This window comes from Bacillus sp. NH11B (genome assembly GCF_001884205.1).
GTDB classification, from domain to species: Bacteria; Bacillota; Bacilli; order Bacillales; family Bacillaceae_G; genus Bacillus_A; species Bacillus_A proteolyticus.
Genome location: NZ_MAOG01000147.1, coordinates 103,656 through 123,410, shown reverse-complemented (window position 1 = coordinate 123,410; position 19,755 = coordinate 103,656). Strand labels below are relative to the sequence as shown.

General features: G+C 33.6%; 11 protein-coding genes and 4 pseudogenes. 13 read left to right on the top strand and 2 right to left on the bottom strand.

What is annotated here, in order from left to right:
• The 10 genes and pseudogenes from BAU27_RS30005 to BAU27_RS29960 all read left to right on the top strand — a co-directional run.
• Positions 1–868 (top strand): SGNH/GDSL hydrolase family protein (locus BAU27_RS30005; protein WP_483295360.1); only part of this gene is annotated, 868 nt, incomplete at its 5' end.
• Positions 869–1,040: 172 nt separating this feature from the next.
• Positions 1,041–1,184, top strand: a complete 144-nt coding sequence (locus tag BAU27_RS32595) for a hypothetical protein (protein WP_175546582.1) — start codon at positions 1,041–1,043, stop codon at positions 1,182–1,184.
• A 942-nt stretch (positions 1,185–2,126) separates the two neighbouring features.
• Positions 2,127–5,408: a VaFE repeat-containing surface-anchored protein gene (locus BAU27_RS29995; protein ID WP_071772990.1), complete on the top strand. Its 3,282-nt coding sequence runs from the start codon at positions 2,127–2,129 to the stop codon at positions 5,406–5,408.
• Positions 5,409–6,040: 632 nt separating this feature from the next.
• A complete protein-coding gene (locus tag BAU27_RS29990; protein ID WP_071772989.1) occupies positions 6,041–8,245 on the top strand; it encodes a bacteriocin-associated integral membrane family protein in 2,205 nt (734 codons plus the stop codon).
• A 9-nt stretch (positions 8,246–8,254) separates the two neighbouring features.
• Positions 8,255–8,893: an ABC transporter ATP-binding protein gene (locus BAU27_RS29985; protein WP_064449545.1), complete on the top strand. Its 639-nt coding sequence runs from the start codon at positions 8,255–8,257 to the stop codon at positions 8,891–8,893.
• Between the two features lie 326 nt (positions 8,894–9,219).
• Positions 9,220–10,649, top strand: a pseudogene (locus tag BAU27_RS29980) (IS4 family transposase).
• A 321-nt stretch (positions 10,650–10,970) separates the two neighbouring features.
• Positions 10,971–11,447: pseudogene (locus BAU27_RS29975) on the top strand (response regulator transcription factor); the annotation flags it as partial.
• Positions 11,431–11,919, top strand: a pseudogene (locus BAU27_RS29970) (sensor histidine kinase); the annotation flags it as partial. The pseudogenes BAU27_RS29975 and BAU27_RS29970, both read left to right, overlap by 17 nt.
• 126 nt (positions 11,920–12,045) lie before the next feature.
• Positions 12,046–12,729, top strand: a complete 684-nt coding sequence (locus BAU27_RS29965; protein ID WP_071772987.1) for an N-acetylmuramoyl-L-alanine amidase family protein — start codon at positions 12,046–12,048, stop codon at positions 12,727–12,729.
• A gap of 291 nt (positions 12,730–13,020) precedes the next feature.
• Positions 13,021–13,863 (top strand): polysaccharide deacetylase family protein, encoded by an 843-nt coding sequence (locus BAU27_RS29960; RefSeq protein WP_071772986.1) that lies wholly within the window; start codon positions 13,021–13,023, stop codon positions 13,861–13,863.
• A 674-nt stretch (positions 13,864–14,537) separates the two neighbouring features.
• Here the strand turns inward: BAU27_RS29960 and BAU27_RS29955 are convergent.
• Positions 14,538–14,726, bottom strand: a pseudogene (locus tag BAU27_RS29955) (PCYCGC motif-containing (lipo)protein); the annotation flags it as partial.
• A gap of 75 nt (positions 14,727–14,801) precedes the next feature.
• A complete protein-coding gene (locus BAU27_RS29950; RefSeq protein ID WP_071772984.1) occupies positions 14,802–15,167 on the bottom strand; it encodes a YxeA family protein in 366 nt (121 codons plus the stop codon).
• Positions 15,168–15,368: 201 nt separating this feature from the next.
• Between BAU27_RS29950 and BAU27_RS29945 the strand changes: the two genes are divergently transcribed.
• The 3 genes from BAU27_RS29945 (at position 15,369) to ppsA (ending at position 19,711) form a co-directional block, all read left to right on the top strand.
• Positions 15,369–16,634: a Y-family DNA polymerase gene (locus BAU27_RS29945; RefSeq protein WP_071772983.1), complete on the top strand. Its 1,266-nt coding sequence runs from the start codon at positions 15,369–15,371 to the stop codon at positions 16,632–16,634.
• Positions 16,631–16,972, top strand: a complete 342-nt coding sequence (locus tag BAU27_RS29940) for a YolD-like family protein (RefSeq protein WP_071772982.1) — start codon at positions 16,631–16,633, stop codon at positions 16,970–16,972. The genes BAU27_RS29945 and BAU27_RS29940 overlap by 4 nt, the downstream gene beginning before the upstream one ends.
• A 132-nt stretch (positions 16,973–17,104) precedes the next feature.
• Positions 17,105–19,711: a phosphoenolpyruvate synthase gene (gene ppsA, locus BAU27_RS29935; protein ID WP_071772981.1), complete on the top strand. Its 2,607-nt coding sequence runs from the start codon at positions 17,105–17,107 to the stop codon at positions 19,709–19,711.
• Positions 19,712–19,755: the final 44 nt, after the last annotated feature.

Below are 19,755 nucleotides of genomic sequence, written 5' to 3'. Positions count from 1 at the left end.
TCTTACATTGACGACTCCAAAAGTAAATGCTGGAGATTTTTCACTAATAAGAGCAATTCTTCAATTTCTTCTAATTATAATGATTGCGCAAATTTCATGGAAGTATATTGAAAAACCAATCCGACAAGGTGCGCTCCGAAATATTCAGTTTAAGAATTTAAAGCTTCAAAATGTCGCTTTAGGTGTTAAGTTAGCTTTAATTTGTGCAGTATTCGTTTCGTCGATAGCCGTTTTTGGGTTATCAAAAGTTAGTAAGGCTAAGGAGAATCCTCAACTAGATAAGGTGGAAGCAGTACAAACACAACCAGCAAAACATCCAGTTGCAGTTCGGGAAAATCCAGCTCAAGAGACGCCCAAAAATCAAGAAGAATCAAAAGAAGTAAATTCTGTGCAACCTAAAAGTTCTTCCAACGTTACAGCGATAGGCGATTCCGTTATGATTGATATTGCTCCATATTTAAAAACTACTTTTCCTGATATTAGGATTGATGCACAAATTGGTCGCCAGCTGTCAAAAGCGATTCCTGTAGTTGAACAGTTAAAGAATGAAGGGAATTTAGGAAACTATGTCATTATTGGATTAGGTACAAATGGAGCCTTTACTACGGAGCAACTTGTATCATTAATAGAATTAATTGGAAATGAGCGTAAAGTGATATTTATTAATACGAGGGTACCACGTCCGTGGGAATCAATCGTGAATGAGAGATTGAAAGTGACAACACCTAAATATCCGAATGTAACCCTAGTCGATTGGTATACAGCAAGTGCTGGAAAGAGAGACTACTTTGCACCTGATGGTGTGCATTTAACCAAATTAGGTGCTGAAGCATACGCAGCACTTGTAGTCAAAGCGGTGAATCAATAATTAGATATGTTTTATAAATTTCTGTAATTCATTATACATCGAAAAAGCGAAGGTTGGTTGAAGACTCCGTTTTTTTCGACGTATAATGAATGGTTTCGATGCCTTTTAATATACTTGAGAGGTATGATGAAGGCTTTGAAATTCAGTGGATTAAAAGTGTCTGTCGCTATACATGTCTACGGTCATGTTCTGTGCGATTATTAATAGTCTCACAGAACATGAAGAAGATAAATTATCGATTTTAGATATTTCGGCTACATTAGATATAGGAACAAAGGTAGAGGAAAATCGGAATGAAGGAATTTTTGGGAATTAAAGTTATTGTTGTAAACGAACATTCTGCGGAAACAGTTAAGAATATAGCGAATTATTTATTCAAGATGGCTCAGAAATGAGTCATCTTTTTTATTTGTAAAAAATAGGCCCTAAATTCGTAACAATCTTGTGTGTGAAAATAAAAAACCATCTTAGATAAGATAGTTTTTTTACTTATTTATTGAATTAAAATATTTTTACTATGGATTCTCTTTGCAAGCATTTTGACAGAACAAGGGACTATGACCATTCCTTATGCACTGGGCGTAGCACTCTGGATCTATTGAGAAAATGGAAGAATAAACTGTTGGCTGTGAGTAGGAGTTGTCCCCGTAAAAATTGGCACTAGATGGATTCATACGACATATATCTTCACATTCAAACCTATGTCCACCTTTCATAATGCAATCCCATACACAATCTTCAAATGTTTGACGATACAAAGACAGTCACTCCTTATCTTAATCCTATTGTTCTCGATATTATATTTATTTGTATATTTTTGGATAATTGTCCATGCGTATTTTGGTGATTGTTAAAGATACATAGCTAAGCTTATGATGTTGCAGGACTTGAAGATGGTAACAAACGAAAGGACCCAAAAATCGTCCCTAGAAAACTGCATAACGTATTCAAAAAAATCGAATTAGATAGGAACTTATGTATTGGATAAAAGGTTAATAACTTGAGCAAAAAGAACTGGGTATTTACATACTTAACATACATATTAGTTTTGTTAATTAAGGACTTTTTTGGAAATTTGTAAATAGTTAATGTGCTAAAAAGCTTGAAAAATATCAAAATGTGTAATTTTTTTGATGATTTTGACAAAAGTGTTTAATATTTGTAATTTTATGTTTTATAATGATAATTGGGTTAATCGTGAATGATTTAAATATTTCGATGAATGCTCAGGTTAATTTATTTTAGGGAGGTTTCAAGATTGGGGAAAAGAGTTATTTTAAGAGTTTTCACATTATTATCAGTACTGGCATTATTCCTTAATGTGTTTTTACCAAGGGCTAGTGCAGAAGTTATGACTCATGAAAAGTATTCGATGGACTGGAGTTATAGTAATCAACTAGGAAAGTATATTAGAACGGAAATGATTAAAAATTCAAGTGGTCAGATTGCATATTGCTTAACTCTAGGATTAAAATCGCCTAGTGGAGAAGATCTACCTGAAATGGGGAAAACCGATAATATGGTATATCGGGTATTGTTAAATGGTTTTCCGCAAAAGAGTGTAGAGCAATTAGGGGTTGCAAATACAAATGAGGCTCATTATGCAACGCAACTAGCTATTTGGAATGCTTTAGGTCAACTTGATGTAAATGAGTTAAAGCATGCAAATAAAAATGTTGAGAAGGCAGCTAAAACTATTATAAATGCTGCTAATAATAGTGAAGATACACAAGATATTTATATGAATGTTATTCCAGCTGAAAAACAAAAAGCAGAATTAAAGGGTGAGTTCTTTGAAACAAACCTATACACAGTACAAACAAATGCTAAGAGTGGTTCTTATAAAGTAGTAGCGAAAAATGCCCCTAATGGAGTTAAAATTGTTAGTGAAAATGGTGAAGTGAAAGATCAGCTTTCAGTTGGGGAAAAATTCCGTATCCAAATTCCTAAGAACACAAAAACAGGTGAATTTAATCTAAGTGTTGCTGCTAATTTAACTAAAGTTCAAGCAATAGCTTACCGCGGCACTGATACTGTTCAGAATGCTACAGTACTATTAGAGAGAAATGAAGAAAAGCTTAGCAGTGACCTTGCAGTAAATTGGGAAGCAGCCGGTTCTTTAAAAATTAAAAAGGTTGGAGAAAATGGGGAAGTTTTAGCTGGCGCAGTATTTGAAGTTTTTAATGCAAATAATGAATCAGTTGGAAAAATTACAACTGGTGCTGATGGTATGGCAGAACTAAACAACTTACCAATTGGAACTTACACAGTAAAAGAAATTAAAGCACCAACAGGTTATGTTTCAGGTGATAAACCACAAACTATTGAAGTTAAGACAGGAGAAATAGGAGCTGTCCAAGTAGTAAATAACAAAGTAAAAGGTAACATCGAAATTAAGAAACTTAGTGATTCAGGAAAGGTTTTACCAAATGTTGAATTCACAGTCTTCACAGAAGATGGAAAAGAAGTGAAAAAAGTAGTAACAAAGGAAAATGGAATTGCAAACGTTGAGGGTCTTACGTATGGTAAGTATTATTTCTTAGAGACAAAAACACCTAATGGATATATTGGAAATGAAACAAAGTATCCTTTTGAAATTAAAGAACACAATAAAACACTTACTTTTACAGTGGAAAATACCGAAGTAAAAGGTAGTGTAAAATTACTAAAAGTAGATAATGAAGATATCAGCAAAAAATTAGAAGGTGCAATATTTGAGTTAACAGATGCAAGTGGGAAAGTAATTGGCGAATATAAGACAGATAAAAATGGCGAGATTAACGTCAAAGATTTAGCGTATGGTAAGTATTCATTTGTAGAAAAGACTTCTCCAAACGGTTATGTTCTTGTTAAAGAACCAATTGTGTTCGAAATAAAAGGACATGGAAAAATTATTGAGTTATTGGCAGTTAATCATCTTATCAAAGGTGATTTAGAAATTACAAAGGTAGATGTAGCTGATGGAAACAACAAGCTTCCAAATGCAGAATTCACTATTTATAATGAAGCAGGGAAAGAAGTAGTGAAAGGAAAAACAGACGATAAAGGTATCGCTAAATTTGAAAAGTTACCATTTGGAAAATACACATATAAAGAAACTGTTGCACCAAAAGGTTATATCTTAAATGAAGAGACGTTTTCTTTTGAAATCAAAGAGAATGGTCAAATCATTAAACATATTGTTAAAGATGAAAAGATTCCTTCAATAAAAACAACAGCTACTGATAAAACAGATGGTACAAAAGAAATGCACACTTCTAAGTCTGTAACAATCCAAGATAAAGTGGAATACAAAGACCTACAAGTAGGTAAAGAGTACACTTTAAAAGGTAAATTAATGGATAAAGAAACTAATAAAGCATTAGTTGTAAATGGAAAAGAGGTAACAGCTGAAACTAAGTTTACACCAAAAGAAGCAAATGGTTCTATTACATTAGACTTCACATTTGATGCAACTGGTTTAGAAGAAAAAGAAGTAGTAGTATTCGAAGAGTTACTGAAAGACGGAAAAGTTGTTACTACACATGCTGATATCAATGATAAAGGTCAAACAGTTAAGTTCGTTAAGCCATCAGTAAAAACAACAGCTACAAACAAAGCTGATGGTGGAAAAGAGATTCATGCAAACGATTCTATCACTATCCAAGACAAAGTAGAGTATACTAACTTAGTTGTTGATAAAGAGTACACTGTGAAAGGTAAATTAATGAACAAAGCTATTAACGAACCATTATTAATTGATGGTAAAGAAGTAACAGCTGAGACTAAGTTTATTGCAAAAGAAAAGAATGGTTTTGTAACATTAGATTTTACTTTCGTTGGTGCTGAACAGCAAGGAAGAGAAGTAGTCGTGTTTGAAGACCTATTACATGAAGGTCAAGTAATTGCAACTCACGCTGACATTAACGATGTAGGTCAAACAGTTCGATTTGTAGAGCCATCAATAAAAACAACAGCTACAAACAAAGCTGATGGTTCTAAAGAATTAGACGCTACAAAATCTATAACTATCCAAGATAAAGTGGAATACAAAGACTTAATTGTGGGTAAAGAGTACGTTGTAAAAGGCAAACTAATGGATAAAGCAACAAACAAACCATTATTAGTTGATGGTAAAGAAGTAACAGCAGAATCCAAGTTTACTACAAAAGAAAAAAATGGTTCTATCACATTAGATTTCACATTTAATGCTTCTGCATTACAAGGTAAAGAAGTAGTTGTGTTCGAAGAACTGTATCAAGACAATGTCTTAGTTGCTATTCACGTTGACATTGAAGATAAGGGTCAAACAGTGAAATTTAAAGAGGCAAAACCGGAACAACCTAAATCAGAACAGCCGAATCCAGATAAAAATACTCCAACATCAGAGCAACCTAAAGAGCAAGTAAAAGAACAATCACAACCTAAGAAAGAAATTCAATCTAAAATTGGATGGTTACCGCAAACAGGTACTAACCTTACAAGTTGGATCTCTATGGCTACAGGCGCATTACTGTTAATTATTGGTGGAGTGATTTTCTTAAAACGTAAAAATGCATAGAAATTAAAAAGATAAGCACATCTGTTTTTTAACAAGATGTGCTTATCTTTTTACATTTATTTTTGATTCAGAATGAAAATTGAAACCAAAAAATCAGCTGAAATTAAAGAGGGTTTTAATAAAGACTTGGTTTTAGAGCCATTCCCACAACTATTATTTTTATCAAGGTTATTAAAACAAGAACTGGACAACATGGAGAATTTTATTAAATGCTCAAAATAAAGATAATACTCCATTAAGGAGTACCGCGACATTACCATCAAGCTAAGCTTTTAAAGTACCCCCTAAATGGAAATTTTGTGTTTTTTATAGTACCGAAGTTCATTTTTATCATTTTGGGGATTATTCATTGTCTTAGCTTGATGGGTATGTGGCGGTAGCCCATCGCTATCAAGCTAAGAAAAGCAAATACCCCCAAAAAAAGAAAAATTGAGCCAAACTCTTATAAATAACTGTGAAAAGGTAAAATTTTTGTTATGGGAGGTTTCTCAAAATATTGGCTTGATGGGCATGGGGCGGTACGCCATTTTGAAATGAAAAATAATGATTGGAAATAAAGTCATATAGACAACATTCACCCTGATGTTTCCATTTTTGTTGAAATATACTAAAATATTACAGGGGAGGGTGTTATGAAAAAAGTAGTTGTGTTTTTTCTTATTGTAGCTTCTATATTGTCAGGTTTTATTGCATTTCAACAAACGGATCATAAAGAATTTGAAAAAATGGAAAAGGTAGAACAGAGGATAGGTAAAGAGTTTGTTATCCCAGATGTACTGGATTTTGCGAATCCTAGTGAAATTTATCCTATATTACTCGAGGCAGCAAAGGAATCACATACAAATATTTTTCGTACAAATGTTGCGTATCATAAAGATGAACAGGCAGAAATTTTGAAGTATGTGTTACTAACAACTGAAACGATATATTTTAAACAGTTTCAGTTAAGTGGGGGGGATGTGTTAAAGCCGAAAGACACATTCCAAGGTAATGCTTTTTTATCGACAGTACATACGAAAGATACAAAACAAAAGGGAGTAATAAAAGATTTTGGAGATAATCATGTGATTACAATTAAACCGCTTCAAACGTCGTACGAACATTTACCTATGGCAGGAAGATATGTTGTAGAAGGAGTAGATGATAAATCATACGATGCATTTTTAAAGCTTTTCTCTAAAAAGTTAAATCAGCATTTTAAGCCGAAACAGTATATTGTTGCTGACGATTTTAAACGGAATCTTAGTAATAACGAAGAAGCTCTCGATTCACCAATTAATTCTTTATCCTATATTCAGTATATGGTGTTTATCGTGCTCCTATGTTTTCTCATTTATTATGTATTTAACGAAGCGAAAAGGATTGGCGTTATAAAAATGCACGGCGTATCGAATTTGCGTTTATGGTTTATCGTTATAGGTAGAACTATTGCTAGTATGTTTGTTTTATCGATAGGCATTTCCATACTTGCAGCTGCTTTCGTAAAAAATGTAACTTCAGGGTTTATCTACACCATTATGTTCGATCAATGTAAAACGTATCTCATTATTACAATATTATCTCTCGTTTCATATTTTTATATTTCTAAAATTAAAGTCAATCAAATGATTAAAAATAGAAAAGATACAAAAGGTATATTTGTATTCAATACGCTGTTGAAAGTTACTTGTTCTATTATATTTGTTTTATTAGGGACGTCTATTTTAGAACAATATATTACAGTGAAAGAAAAACAAGTGAATTTAAAAGACTGGGAGAAAAACAAAGAATATGGTGTCTTTTATCCGCTTTTTGTAGGGAATGATGAAGAACAACAAGGGATGCATAAAACGGAGTCAAGTATAAATGGTGATTTGTATCCTATTTTGAATAAAATGGGAGCGGTATTAATTGATTCCAAGGAGTATGAAGAAATAGAGTTGTCTAGAAATAAAGATTATAAAGGAATTTGGTCAGTAACCGTAAATAATAATTACCTTCGCGAATTTCCGCTATATGACATACATAATCAGCGCGTGCAAGTTTCAGAAGATACGGAAAACTGGATTTTATTAGTACCTGCAAAATATCAGAACAGGGAAAAAGAAATTCTTCGCTTTTTTGAAGAATCGAGAAAGCCAGCAATAGAATATGAAGAAAAAAGAATGCACAGAGAAGTCCCGAATCATTTACGTAATCGAAAAATAGACATTATTTGGATAAAGAATAATCAGGAAATCTTTAGTTTCAATCCAGATGTATATAAATCTGAAAATAACAAAATTAGAGATGAAATTATTGAGGTAATGACAGAGAAGAATAGTTTTGTTGGAGAAAGAGATCTTATATTAGGCGAAGGGGCGAAGGATCCTTTAAAAATTAAGTTGATAAAGCGAGATGCAGGATTAACGTATAAGACACTAGAGCCAGAACTTAAAAGATTAGGATTAGATGATAATTTAAGATATCTTGTAACAGTTGACCAATATATTTCAAAAGATATATACAATCTGCAAAAAACAATGAAAATACTATTGACGGTTACTAGTGGACTAATTGTCGGCATATTATTTTTGGTAACACAGAATATTATTGTGTATTTCAATAAAAATCAGCAGAAAATAGTGGTACATCGCTTATTTGGCGTAGATTTTTTTAGAACATATAAGGGATACATGTTGCAATTTGTATTAATGTGGATTGTACAACTATCAATTTGCTTCATCGTAAAGAAAGAGTTTGATTTGAAATTACTTACAGTGGTGGCAATGCTTATTTTAATTGAATTTACCGCCTCAATTATTGCATTAATCACGATGGAACGAAGAAATAAAAAAACGGTGATAAAGGGAGGTTAATATAAACGCATGCAATATATATGTGAACTAATAGATGTTTGTAAAAGTTATGGAAATCATGCAGTTTTAGATGAGTTCAATTTAAAAATTTATGAAGGGGAAATGGTTGCGATTACTGGAAAAAGCGGATCTGGTAAAACAACGATTCTAAATATTATAGGAATGCTAGAGAACCCAGATAGCGGAGTCGCTAAATTATTTGGTGCAGAGAGTCCTAATATGGGTTCTAGTAAAGCAAATAAGCTTCTGAGGACAAGAATGTCGTATCTCTTTCAAAATTATGCACTCATCGACAATGATACTGTAAATAAAAATTTAGAAATTCCCTTGATTTATGCAAAAAAAACAAAGACGGAAAAGAAAGAATTAAAAGCAGCCGCCTTAGAAAAAGTTGGACTGAGCGTATCATTACAGCAAAAAATACACGAGCTTTCAGGTGGTGAGCAACAAAGGGTTGCCATAGCAAGGATACTTCTAAAGCCTTGCGAGTTAATATTGGCCGATGAACCAACAGGCTCTTTAGATGATAACAATAGAAATGAAATCATACAAATTTTAAAAAATCTAAATAAAGAGGGAAAGACAATTGTTATTGTCACGCATGATCCATATGTAGCACAAGTATGCGATAGAGTCATAGAATTATAATTTTTGCGGGAATGAGATTATAAAGGGAGAGGAAAATATACATATCGAACAATTCAAGCAACACATTGAAGAACTATTTGGAGAACATTTACTATTAAACAAATTCCAGCATAAACTAATGTGAATTTTGTCACGCTAAGGAAACCTAACAACAGAAACAAGTATAAATTTCTCTCTAACTATTTGATTATAGCGAATATGACTTCGGTATAGTTGATAGATGAAAATTTATTAAGTTTATCTATATTAATTTACCAAACTTTATGTCACCGTTACAAAAATACGCTATTCTTTCTGTAGAATCATAGGAAAGGATGGCGTTTTGTATGTCTATTTCTGTATCTGATGAATTACAACTCTTCGCTCAGGAAATTCAAAGCTTCTTATCTCCAAATATCTTACGAGATTTTGCTAAAGATGCTGGTTTTGTTCAACGAGCCAGTAAGTACCAAGCAAAAGATTTAGTCGCTTTATGTGTATGGATGAATCAAAATGTCGCTACGACGTCTTTAACTCAGTTATCTAGCTGTTTAGAAGCATCAACAGAAGTACTCATCAGTCCTGAAGGACTAAATCAACGATTTAATCAAGCAGCCGTCCAATTTTTACAACACATACTAGCTAAACTACTAAACCAAAAATTGGCCTCATCTATGCCGATTTCTTCTCCATATACTTCTATTTTCAAGCGTATTCGTATTTTAGATTCAACTGCATTTCAACTCCCGAATGTATTTTCATCGGTTTATCCAGGTGCAGGAGGCTGCAGCCATACAGCTGGGATAAAAATTCAACTTGAGTATGATTTGTTAAGTGGACAGTTTCTACATATTCATACAGGTCCAAGTAAACAACATGATCGAACCTACGGTTCTTTATGTGTTCCGACAGTGACAGCGAATGATTTATGTATCCGAGATTTAGGTTATTTTCATTTAAAAGATCTTCAACATATACAAGATAAAAAGGCTTATTATATCTCACGCATCAAATCGAATACACGTATTTATCAAAAAAATCCTGAACCTGATTATTTTCAAGATGGAAGAATTAAGAAAGGTACAGAGTATATACAGATAGATATGGAGACGTTAATGAACTCCCTTCAACCAGGACAAACATGTGAAATAGCTGATGCTTATGTAGGAATGATTGATAAAGTGCCAGCTCGTGTAATTGTTCATCGATTAACAAAACAACAGCAACAAAAACGATTACAAGATCAGGCTGTAAGAGAAAAAAGAAAGGAATGAAGTATTCTCCTCGTAGTAAACGACTCAGTGGTATCAATGTATATATGACAAACACCCCTACAGATATTGTCCCGATGGGGCAGGTACATGACTGGTATTCTTTGCGTTGGCAAATCGAAATTTTATTTAAAACGTGGAAGTCATTCTTTCAAATTCAGCATTGTAAAAAGATAAAACCAGAACGATTGGAGTGCCATTTATATGGTCAATTGATTGCCATTCTACTCTGTTCTTCTATCATGTTTCAAATGCGCCAATTGCTCCTCATAAAGAAAAAACGAGAGCTAAGTGAGTATAAAGCCATATATATGATTAAAGACTATTTTCTGCTTCTATTCCAAACTATACAAAAAAACATACAAGAGCTATCAAAAGTGTTACTTCGCCTGTTCAATCTCCTACAGCAAAACGGGCGAAAATCTCATCGATATGAGAAAAAAACAGTCTTCGATATATTAGGTGTCGTTTACAATTGTACCCTGTCTGATAATCAAGCCGCTTAATTCAAAAAAGTGAAACCCGTTAGGGTTTATTTCGTATGCAAATCTTTCAATCTCCTACACTTGCCCTTTAGAAAAAAGAAACAATCTCGACTAAAATTGACTTTGCATACGCTTAGCTTGATAGCGATGTGGCGGTAGCTCATTACCTACAAATACAAAATTCATAATAGAATTTCAATGTTAAGGCTATCTTTGCATTTTATCTTTATATCAGCATGGTATTATCTTTATATAATTATATTGCGTTTAATGGTGACAGAAATAGTGAAAGATTTCTAATTGGTTAACATATAAAATGAACTATTTCTTCATAAAAATAAAATGAATCGTGGGGAAGATGAAGATATTTTACGTGAAATTATGAAGGATTACCTACTAAACGAAGGATATAACGTCTTAGAGGCGATTGATGGGAAAGAAGCGTTACCTATATTTGAAGAACATGAGGTACATTTAATTATTCTAGACATTATGTTACCGGAATTAGATGGTTGGTCGGTTTGTCGGCGAATTCGGAAGAAATCTAATGTACCTATTATTATGCTAACGGCTCGGGTGGATGAGGATGATACCTTACTCGGATTTGAACTGGGAGCGGATGATTATGTTACAAAACCATATAGTCCTCCTATTTTATTGGCAAGGGCAAAACGATTAATTGAAAGCCGATATTCTTCCACTGTTAATGTATCTACTGCAGACACATTAACTAATAGTGGTATCCATGTACATTTCCCTTCTCGTACAGTAACTGTAGATGGGGAAGACATAAGTATGACACATACAGAAATTCGAGTCTGGTACGTATAAAATGGAAATAGATGTTTTCCATATTGATGAGATGATTGATTATATATGTGAGCAATTAACCTCGGGTATAACAGCTAAGCAATTACATGTGCATAAACAACTTTCTAAAATTGAAGTGGTTGCAAACCAACATCGCATAGAACAAGTTATAACGAACTTTATTACGAATGCGATTCGTTACACACCAGAACATGAGAATATTATTATTTCTACAATAGAAGAGAATAATCGTGTAAAAGTATGTGTAGAAAATAAAGGAGCACATATTGAACTAGAACATTTAGAGAAAATATGGGATCGTTTTTATCGAGGAGATACGTCTCGTCAACGCTCCAAAGGTGGAACAGGATTGGGCCTTGCTATTTCAAAAAATATATTAGAGCTGCATGGCGCGGAATATGGTGTTTTGAATACAGAAGATGGAGTATTATTTTTCTTCTATTTAAATAAAAACGTGTAGAATTTTCGTTCTACACGTTTTTATCATTTTTAAACAAAATCGACATTATCTGCATTTTATCTTTATCAGCATTCATTACTATTTTCATTAGAAACTGAATGAAAAGCTGATAAGGAGATTATTAAAATGAAAAAAAGAGCGATATTGCTTTTGTTTATTATATTAATAATGGGCACTGGCGTTAGTTTCATACATGCTAAGGGGCACAAAAATATATCAAAAGAGGATTTACGATTAACAGGAAAAACTATTGTAATTGATCCGGGGCACGGTGGAGGAGATAGAGGGACGAAAGGAAAGAAATTTGGAACGATTGAAAAAGAGCTTAATTTAAAAGTAGCACAAAATATAAAAAAAGAATTGGAAGAAAGAACGGATGCAAAAGTTATATTAACACGTGAAAAAGATACGAGCTTACTTCCAGAAACAAAGCAAAAGGAAGAATTACAAGTGCGTGTCAAAGTAGCTAAAGAACATTCGGCGGATCTTTATATTAGCGTTCATCATGATGCTTTTGAGGATACAGATGTAAAAGGAATAACAACTCATTATGGAGCTAATAAAAGGCAAGATAAAAAGTTAGCTAAGATCGTACAAGAAGCTATTTTTGATCAAAATATAGACAGCCGAGATAGAGGCATTCATGGAAGTGATTTTCTTGTCTTAAGAGAAAATCCCTCTCCGGCTATCTTAATTGAGTTAGGATTTACATCTAATGCGAGTGATGAAAAAAGAATGAATTCAGAAGAATTCCAAGCAAAATCGCAAAAAGGTATTGTGGATGGCATTATTAATTATTTTATTATGTAATAAAATAGGCAAATAGAAAAATACTATTCTTTCTAAATCTTAATTAGGAAGAGTAGTATTTTTTATTTTGGGTGTATATCCAGTTTTCAAATAAGAAACAAATATTTTTCTAAAGAGTGGATGCAATATGTTATTCTTTAACTGATTTCGACATTATCTGCATTTTATTTTTATCCGTCTCTATTAATCTGTTTATTGTAAATACCGGTTGAAACGAATGATTCAGTCGAGTAAAGGCTCAGCCTTATAAATAATGAATATGAAAATTAATAGGGAAAGGATCGGAAAATAATGAAAGAATCACAAAATAAGAAAAAAACAAGTGTATTAACTAAGGCAATAATATCTCTAGGAGTTGTTTTAGCAACGACCTTTTTCACTTTCTTTTTAATTGGAAAATGGCACTCTATCCCAGCGAAGGGAGTAGCTAATGAAAGTATGAAACAAGTTAATACGCAACAACAAGAAAAGCAAAAGGAAACATCACCAGCAAAACAAAAAAGACCTGATGGAAAGCCAGTAGGAAAAGTTGTTTATTTAACATTTGATGACGGTCCTAGCGAATTAACGGGGAAATTTTTAGATGTACTAAAAGAGCAAAATGTTACTTCGACATTTTTTATGCAAGGTAGTAATCTACAAAATACAGGTTTTCAGGAAAATGTAAAACGAGCAGTAAAAGAAGGACATTATATTGGTGCACATAGTATGACACATGATAGTGATAAGCTATACAAAAAGGGACAATTTGTACCAGAGATGAAAGAAACGTTAGATCTTATCCATAATATTACGGGTACAACTCCTAAACTAGTTCGTCCGCCATATGGATCTGCACCAGGATTAAAGGGAGAGGAAATTCGTAATCAAATTGTAGAAGCAGCAATAAAAGTTTGGGATTGGACAATAGACTCAAATGATTGGAAATTAAAAGATAATCCAACTCAGATTATCGAAAATGTAAAGAAACAGACAACAGAAGAAGTAGAAGTTGTTTTAATGCATGAAAAGGCGCAAACATTACAAGCTCTTCCTGACATTATTAAATTTTATAAAGAGCAAGGGTATAAATTTGGGGTATATAATGATGAGGATCATTTTCGTCTAAACTTCCAGAAAGATCAACGTCTATAGTATAAACATAGTTATCTTAAAAAGTTGTTTTTTATTACTAAATCAATAACTAAGCCAAAAGCCGATTTCCTATACGATAAAGAAATCGGCTTTTTTCTTTAGGAGTGTTAGTTCCTACTGTATATTCTTTCTCATTCCTTTAATTTTTACGAATTTTGATAGTGCATCTGTTACCTGTTTTGTTCTAGTTAAATGTGACTTTACTTTTCCTAGCATAGCGTTTTTACCTTTTCAAGGCGATCTATCTTACCATATATATAAGAAATCGGCTATCTATTATATTCTCAATCTGGTTTAAAATAATAGCAGGTCGACGAATATAATGGCCAATAAACCGATGGTGTCCTTTTATGATCCCTTTTTAAAGTTTAGATTGAATATAATTCGTTTCACCTGAAGTATGTCTTTTGAAAGAACCCTACTCCAGTGTGTGGGTAGTATTTTCATATTCATCAACAGAAACAGGAAACATTATTGACATATTGTACTGGCTAGAGGGCCAGCAGCATTGCCATCAAGTAAAAAAACATTCTTCTCAAAAATGAAGAAGCCATCCGAATTTAAATAAATAAGTGTAGAGATACAAAATTTTCGTTTTGGGGATACTTCAAAATCTTAGCTTGATGGAGATGGAGGAGCCCTGATACGAAATACTCCTAACATATTCGTAATATCAAAAATATGTTAGGAGTATTAACATTAGATGTTGTTTCTAGCGTATCATCTTTGAAATGTTCACCTTTATTTTTTGTTTCTTGTAATTGATTTTGTGTTTCGTTATTCTTAGCAGGTGATGAATCATTAATGGAGCTACAACTAATTAATAGGTTTACTAACAAAACTACAGGTATGATCTTTGGCATCATAGGGTCGCCTCTCTGTAGAAATACCTTTATATGTTATGTTTTAGAGTTTGGTAGGAACATACTAAGGAACTTTTATTTATCTTCTATTCCCAATTGTTTTCTTATTCCCTCCGGTATGTCATTTTCAGAAATAACATCATAAGAATAGACATACTTGCCTTTTACATGAATTTTTAAGTGAGTTTCTCTTATAAAATCATTAGGAGTGCTAGTTCCTACTGTATATTCTTTCTCATTCTTTAATTCATCAACACCTTTTAGTGAGTACATAGCTCGTCCTTTATGATTATAATCCGGAACACCATATCCTTTCGCAACGGCATATACATTTTTTTCTTCAGCAATTGGATTAAATCTATCCAAATCCCCGCGTAATATGAAAGGTAGTAAGTATATAGGAAGGCTTATTCCTATTATGCAAATTACAAATTTTTTCATGATCGTTTCTCCTCTTGTTAATTTACATATGTAAGTATAGAAAAAAATTCTTATAAATATAGTGGGGAATTTCTTAAGTATTTCTTAATAAGATTTTTAAAGTACGGTTATTTTAACCAAAATTTTCATAAAAATACCTTTAAAAAGAACAAGAGTTCGTATATAATGAGAACAAATGTTCTTTTGTTAGGGGGGATTACCTTGTATGATTATTCTCTTTTACCGAATCGTACTATTCTTTGTGTAGATCTTCGTAGCTTTTATGCAAGTGTTTCCTGCATTAAAAAAGGACTGGATCCACGTTATACAAAATTGGCCGTCGTAGGGGATGTGAATCAGAGCGGATCAATCGTATTAGCGGCAACACCGCCATTAAAAGCATTAGGGATAAAGAAGATGGCAAGATTGTACGAAATACCGAAGCGACCAGATATTATTATTGTGAATCCAATTATGCATACGTATATGAAGTGTTCAACTTACATAACTGGTTTAGCTTTACAATATGTTGCACCGGAAGATTTCCATCAATATAGTATCGATGAGTTTTTTATGGACATGACCGCAAGTATTCATTTGTTTGCGAGTAATCCGCGTGAGTTTGCATTAAAGTTTAAGAGAGAAATATATGAACGTACACGGATTGAAAGTACGGTTGGCATTGGTCCGAACTTATTATTGAGTAAAGTAGCGATGGATGTGGAAGCGAAAAAGAATAAAGACGGAATAGTGCAGTGGACATATGACGATATACCCGAGAAGTTATGGAGCATTAGACCGCTCAGTAAATTTGGGGGTATATCGTATAAAACGGAAATGAAATTGAACCGGAAAGGTATACATACAATTGGAGAATTAGCGCAGTATCCTTTGAAATATTTAAAACAATCGTTTGGTGTAATAGGAGAAGAATTACATTTACATAGTAACGGGATTGATTTTAGCAGAATAGCAGAAAAATATGTTCCCGCAACAAAATCTATAGCGAAAAGCCAAATATTATTACGCGATTATTCTGTAGACGAGTTCGTCATTATTTTATTAGAGCATATAGAAGAGGTTTGTTACAGGTTGAGAAGAGAAAAGAAATATGCACAAACAATCCATTTTTCAGTTGGATATAGCAAGGAATATGGCGGAGGAATACGAAAGGCACATACGTTAAACCGGGCAACAAATTTAACGATGGATATTTACAATGTTTGTACATATTTTTTATACGAAGGTTATACAGGAGAGCCGATTCGTTCGTTAAGCGTCTCATTAACAAACTTTATTAATGAAGGAGAGGAGCAAATTTCACTTTTCGATAACATTATACAAAGAGAAAAAGAAATGAGATTAACGAAAGTTATGGACGAAATTCGAACACGATTTGGTAAAAACAGTATTTTACGTGGAATTTCCTACACAAGCGTCGCAACAGCAAGATATAGAAACACATTATTAGGAGGACACAAATCGTGAAAAATGCTAATATGCCAAAAGGAAGAGGGATGGTAAAGTGGCAACCGTTTTCCAGTATGCCAGAGCAGTTTGCAGTGATTAAAGAAATGATGTACGAGCAAACGAAAGTCTCGCGTCCAATCTTAACGCAAGATGCAAAAGAAATAATTGAAAATAAGCTATTAACTTCATATTTAGGTGAAGAAGAGGTTGTACTTACATATTATAAAAATGGCTATCTATATAAAAATTACATAACAGTAGCTGATATAAATCCATTAAATAAGACGATTACTTGTACCGATGCTTTTCATAATCAAAGAATGTTTAAGTTTGGAGATGTAATTGAAGTGGATTAGAGGGGGAGAAATAAAAATAATTATCTCTTCCTAACTTAATTATATCATGTAAATCAAGTTCAAAATAGACTGTTTATTCTTATTTACTACTGCTACAATCAAGAACACACGCATAGTAAGGAGAGATGGTAAATGAGTTCTTTCGTTCTCGATTTTCAGGAAATAGAAAAAACGCAGCTTTCACTTGTTGGTGGAAAAGGATTGAATTTAGGAGAGTTATCTAACATGCAAGGGATACAAGTGCCAGAAGGTTTTTGTGTTACAACGGTAGGATATGAAAAGGCCATCGAGCAAAATGAAGCGTTTCAAACTTTGTTGAATCAACTAGCAGTACTAAAAACTGAGGACCGAGATCAAATTGGTGAAATTAGTAAGAAGATTAGAGAAGCCATTATGTCAGTGGAAATTCCAGTTGATGTAGTGGAAACGGTAGCTCATTATCTCTCTCGTTTTGGAAATGAACATGCTTATGCAGTGCGTTCTAGCGCTACTGCTGAAGATTTACCATATGCCTCGTTTGCTGGTCAACAAGATACGTATTTAAATATCATTGGAAAAGAAGAAATTTTGCAGTATGTAAGAAAGTGCTGGGCTTCTTTATTTACAGAGCGAGCGGTTATTTACCGAATGCAAAACGGTTTTGAGCATAATCAAGTTTCTATATGTGTTGTCGTTCAAAAAATGGTTTTCCCGCAGGCTTCGGGAATTTTATTTACTGCTGATCCGATTACTTCTAACCGAAAGGTGTTATCGATCGATGCCAGTTTTGGGCTTGGTGAGGCATTAGTATCAGGACTGGTCTCAGCCGATAATTATAAAGTAAAAGAAGGCGAAATTACCGGAAAGATGATAGCGACTAAAAAATTAGCTATCTATGCTTTAAAAGAGGGCGGAACAGAGACGAAACAGATTGAAACGGTTCAGCAAAAGCTTCAAACATTGCCTGAACAACAAATATTACAGCTAGCACGTATCGGAAGAAAGATTGAAGCTTATTTTGATTGTCCGCAAGATATTGAATGGTGTTTAGTTGGTGATACATTTTATATTGTTCAAAGCAGGCCGATAACGACTTTATATCCAATTCCAGAAGCAAATGATCAGGAAAATCATGTGTATGTATCGGTCGGTCACCAACAAATGATGACCGATCCTTTGAAGCCATTAGGAATGTCTTTATTCCAGTTAACATCCTTTGGACCGAGGTTTCAAGCTGGAGGAAGGTTGTTTGTAGATGTTGCGCAAAGATTGGCTTCGCCCGCTAGTAGAGAACTTTTATTAAATACAATAGGGAACTCGGAGCCGCTTATTAAAGATGCATTAATGACTGTAATAGAGCGAGATGATTTTATCAAATTGTTGCCGGATGATGAAAAAGAAAAGAATCCAGGTAAAAGTATGCCACCTACAAGTGCGCAACCACAAATCGAAAACGATCCAGCAATCGTTACGGATTTAGTAAAGAATAGTCAAGCTTCGATAGAAGAGTTAAAACAAAACATGCAAACGAAATCAGGATCAGATGTACTTGATTTTATTTTAGAAGATATCCAGCAATTAAAGAAAATATTATTTCACCCGCAAAGTATGGCTGTAATTATGGCAGGTATGAATGCCTCGTCATGGATCAATGAAAAGATGGAGCAATGGCTAAGTGAAAAAAATGTAGCCGACACACTTTCACAATCTGTACAAAACAATATTACGTCAGAAATGGGGCTAGCATTATTGGATGTTGCAGATGTGATTCGGCCGTACCCAGAAGTCATTGAGTATTTACAGCATATAGAGGATGATAGCTTTTTAGATGAATTAGTTAAGTTTAAAGGTGGGGAAAAAGCTCGAGATGTAATCTGTGCATTTCTGAATAAATATGGAATGAGATGCAGCGGAGAAATCGACATTACGAAAACACGTTGGAGTGAAAAGCCAACTACAATTATCCCGATGATTTTAAATAATATAAGAGACTTTGAAATTGGTGCTAGTAAGCGGAAATTTGAAGAAGGGCTGCAGGAGGCTTTGAAAAAAAAAGAAGAGCTATTAGAGCGATTACAGCACTTGCCGGATGGCAAACAAAAAGTAGAAGAGACGAAACGAATGATTCGTAACATCCGTAATTTTATCGGTTATCGTGAATATCCAAAATACGGCATGATTAATCGCTATTTCATATATAAGCAGGCAATATTGAAAGAAGCCGAGCAACTCGTGCAAAATAGTGTTATTAATGAAAGAGAAGATATATACTATCTAACTTTTGAAGAACTTCACGAAGTCGTCCGCACGAATAAACTGGATTACGAGGTTATTAATAAACGGAAAAATGAGTACAAATTATATGAAAAACTAACGCCTCCCCGTGTTATCACGTCTGATGGAGAAATCATTACTGGGAAGTACAAACGAGAAAATCTCCCGGTTGAAGCAATCGTAGGTCTGCCTGTTTCTTCAGGAGTGATTGAGGGGAGAGCACGTGTTATTTTAAATATGGAAGATGCGAATTTAGAAGATGGAGATATATTAGTTACTGCCTTCACTGACCCTGGATGGACACCATTGTTTGTGTCTATAAAAGGGTTAGTTACCGAAGTTGGCGGACTGATGACACATGGAGCAGTTATTGCACGTGAATATGGATTGCCAGCAGTCGTCGGGGTAGAGAATGCTACAAAACTAATAAAAGAGGGGCAACGAATTCGGGTACATGGAACAGAAGGGTATATTGAGATACTGTAATTGTACTTTAGATAAATAAAAAGATCATCCACTATATATAGTGG

Excerpts from the sequence above, each read along its gene's own strand:
- BAU27_RS32595 (WP_175546582.1), top strand. The coding sequence starts at position 1,041 with ATGTCTACGGTCATGTTCTGTGCGATTATTAATAGTCTCACAGAACAT.
- BAU27_RS29990 (WP_071772989.1), top strand. The coding sequence starts at position 6,041 with ATGAAAAAAGTAGTTGTGTTTTTTCTTATTGTAGCTTCTATATTGTCA.
- BAU27_RS29985 (WP_064449545.1), top strand. The coding sequence starts at position 8,255 with ATGCAATATATATGTGAACTAATAGATGTTTGTAAAAGTTATGGAAAT.
- BAU27_RS29965 (WP_071772987.1), top strand. The coding sequence starts at position 12,046 with ATGAAAAAAAGAGCGATATTGCTTTTGTTTATTATATTAATAATGGGC.
- BAU27_RS29960 (WP_071772986.1), top strand. The coding sequence starts at position 13,021 with ATGAAAGAATCACAAAATAAGAAAAAAACAAGTGTATTAACTAAGGCA.
- BAU27_RS29950 (WP_071772984.1), bottom strand. The coding sequence starts at position 15,167 with ATGAAAAAATTTGTAATTTGCATAATAGGAATAAGCCTTCCTATATAC.
- ppsA (WP_071772981.1), top strand. The coding sequence starts at position 17,105 with ATGAGTTCTTTCGTTCTCGATTTTCAGGAAATAGAAAAAACGCAGCTT.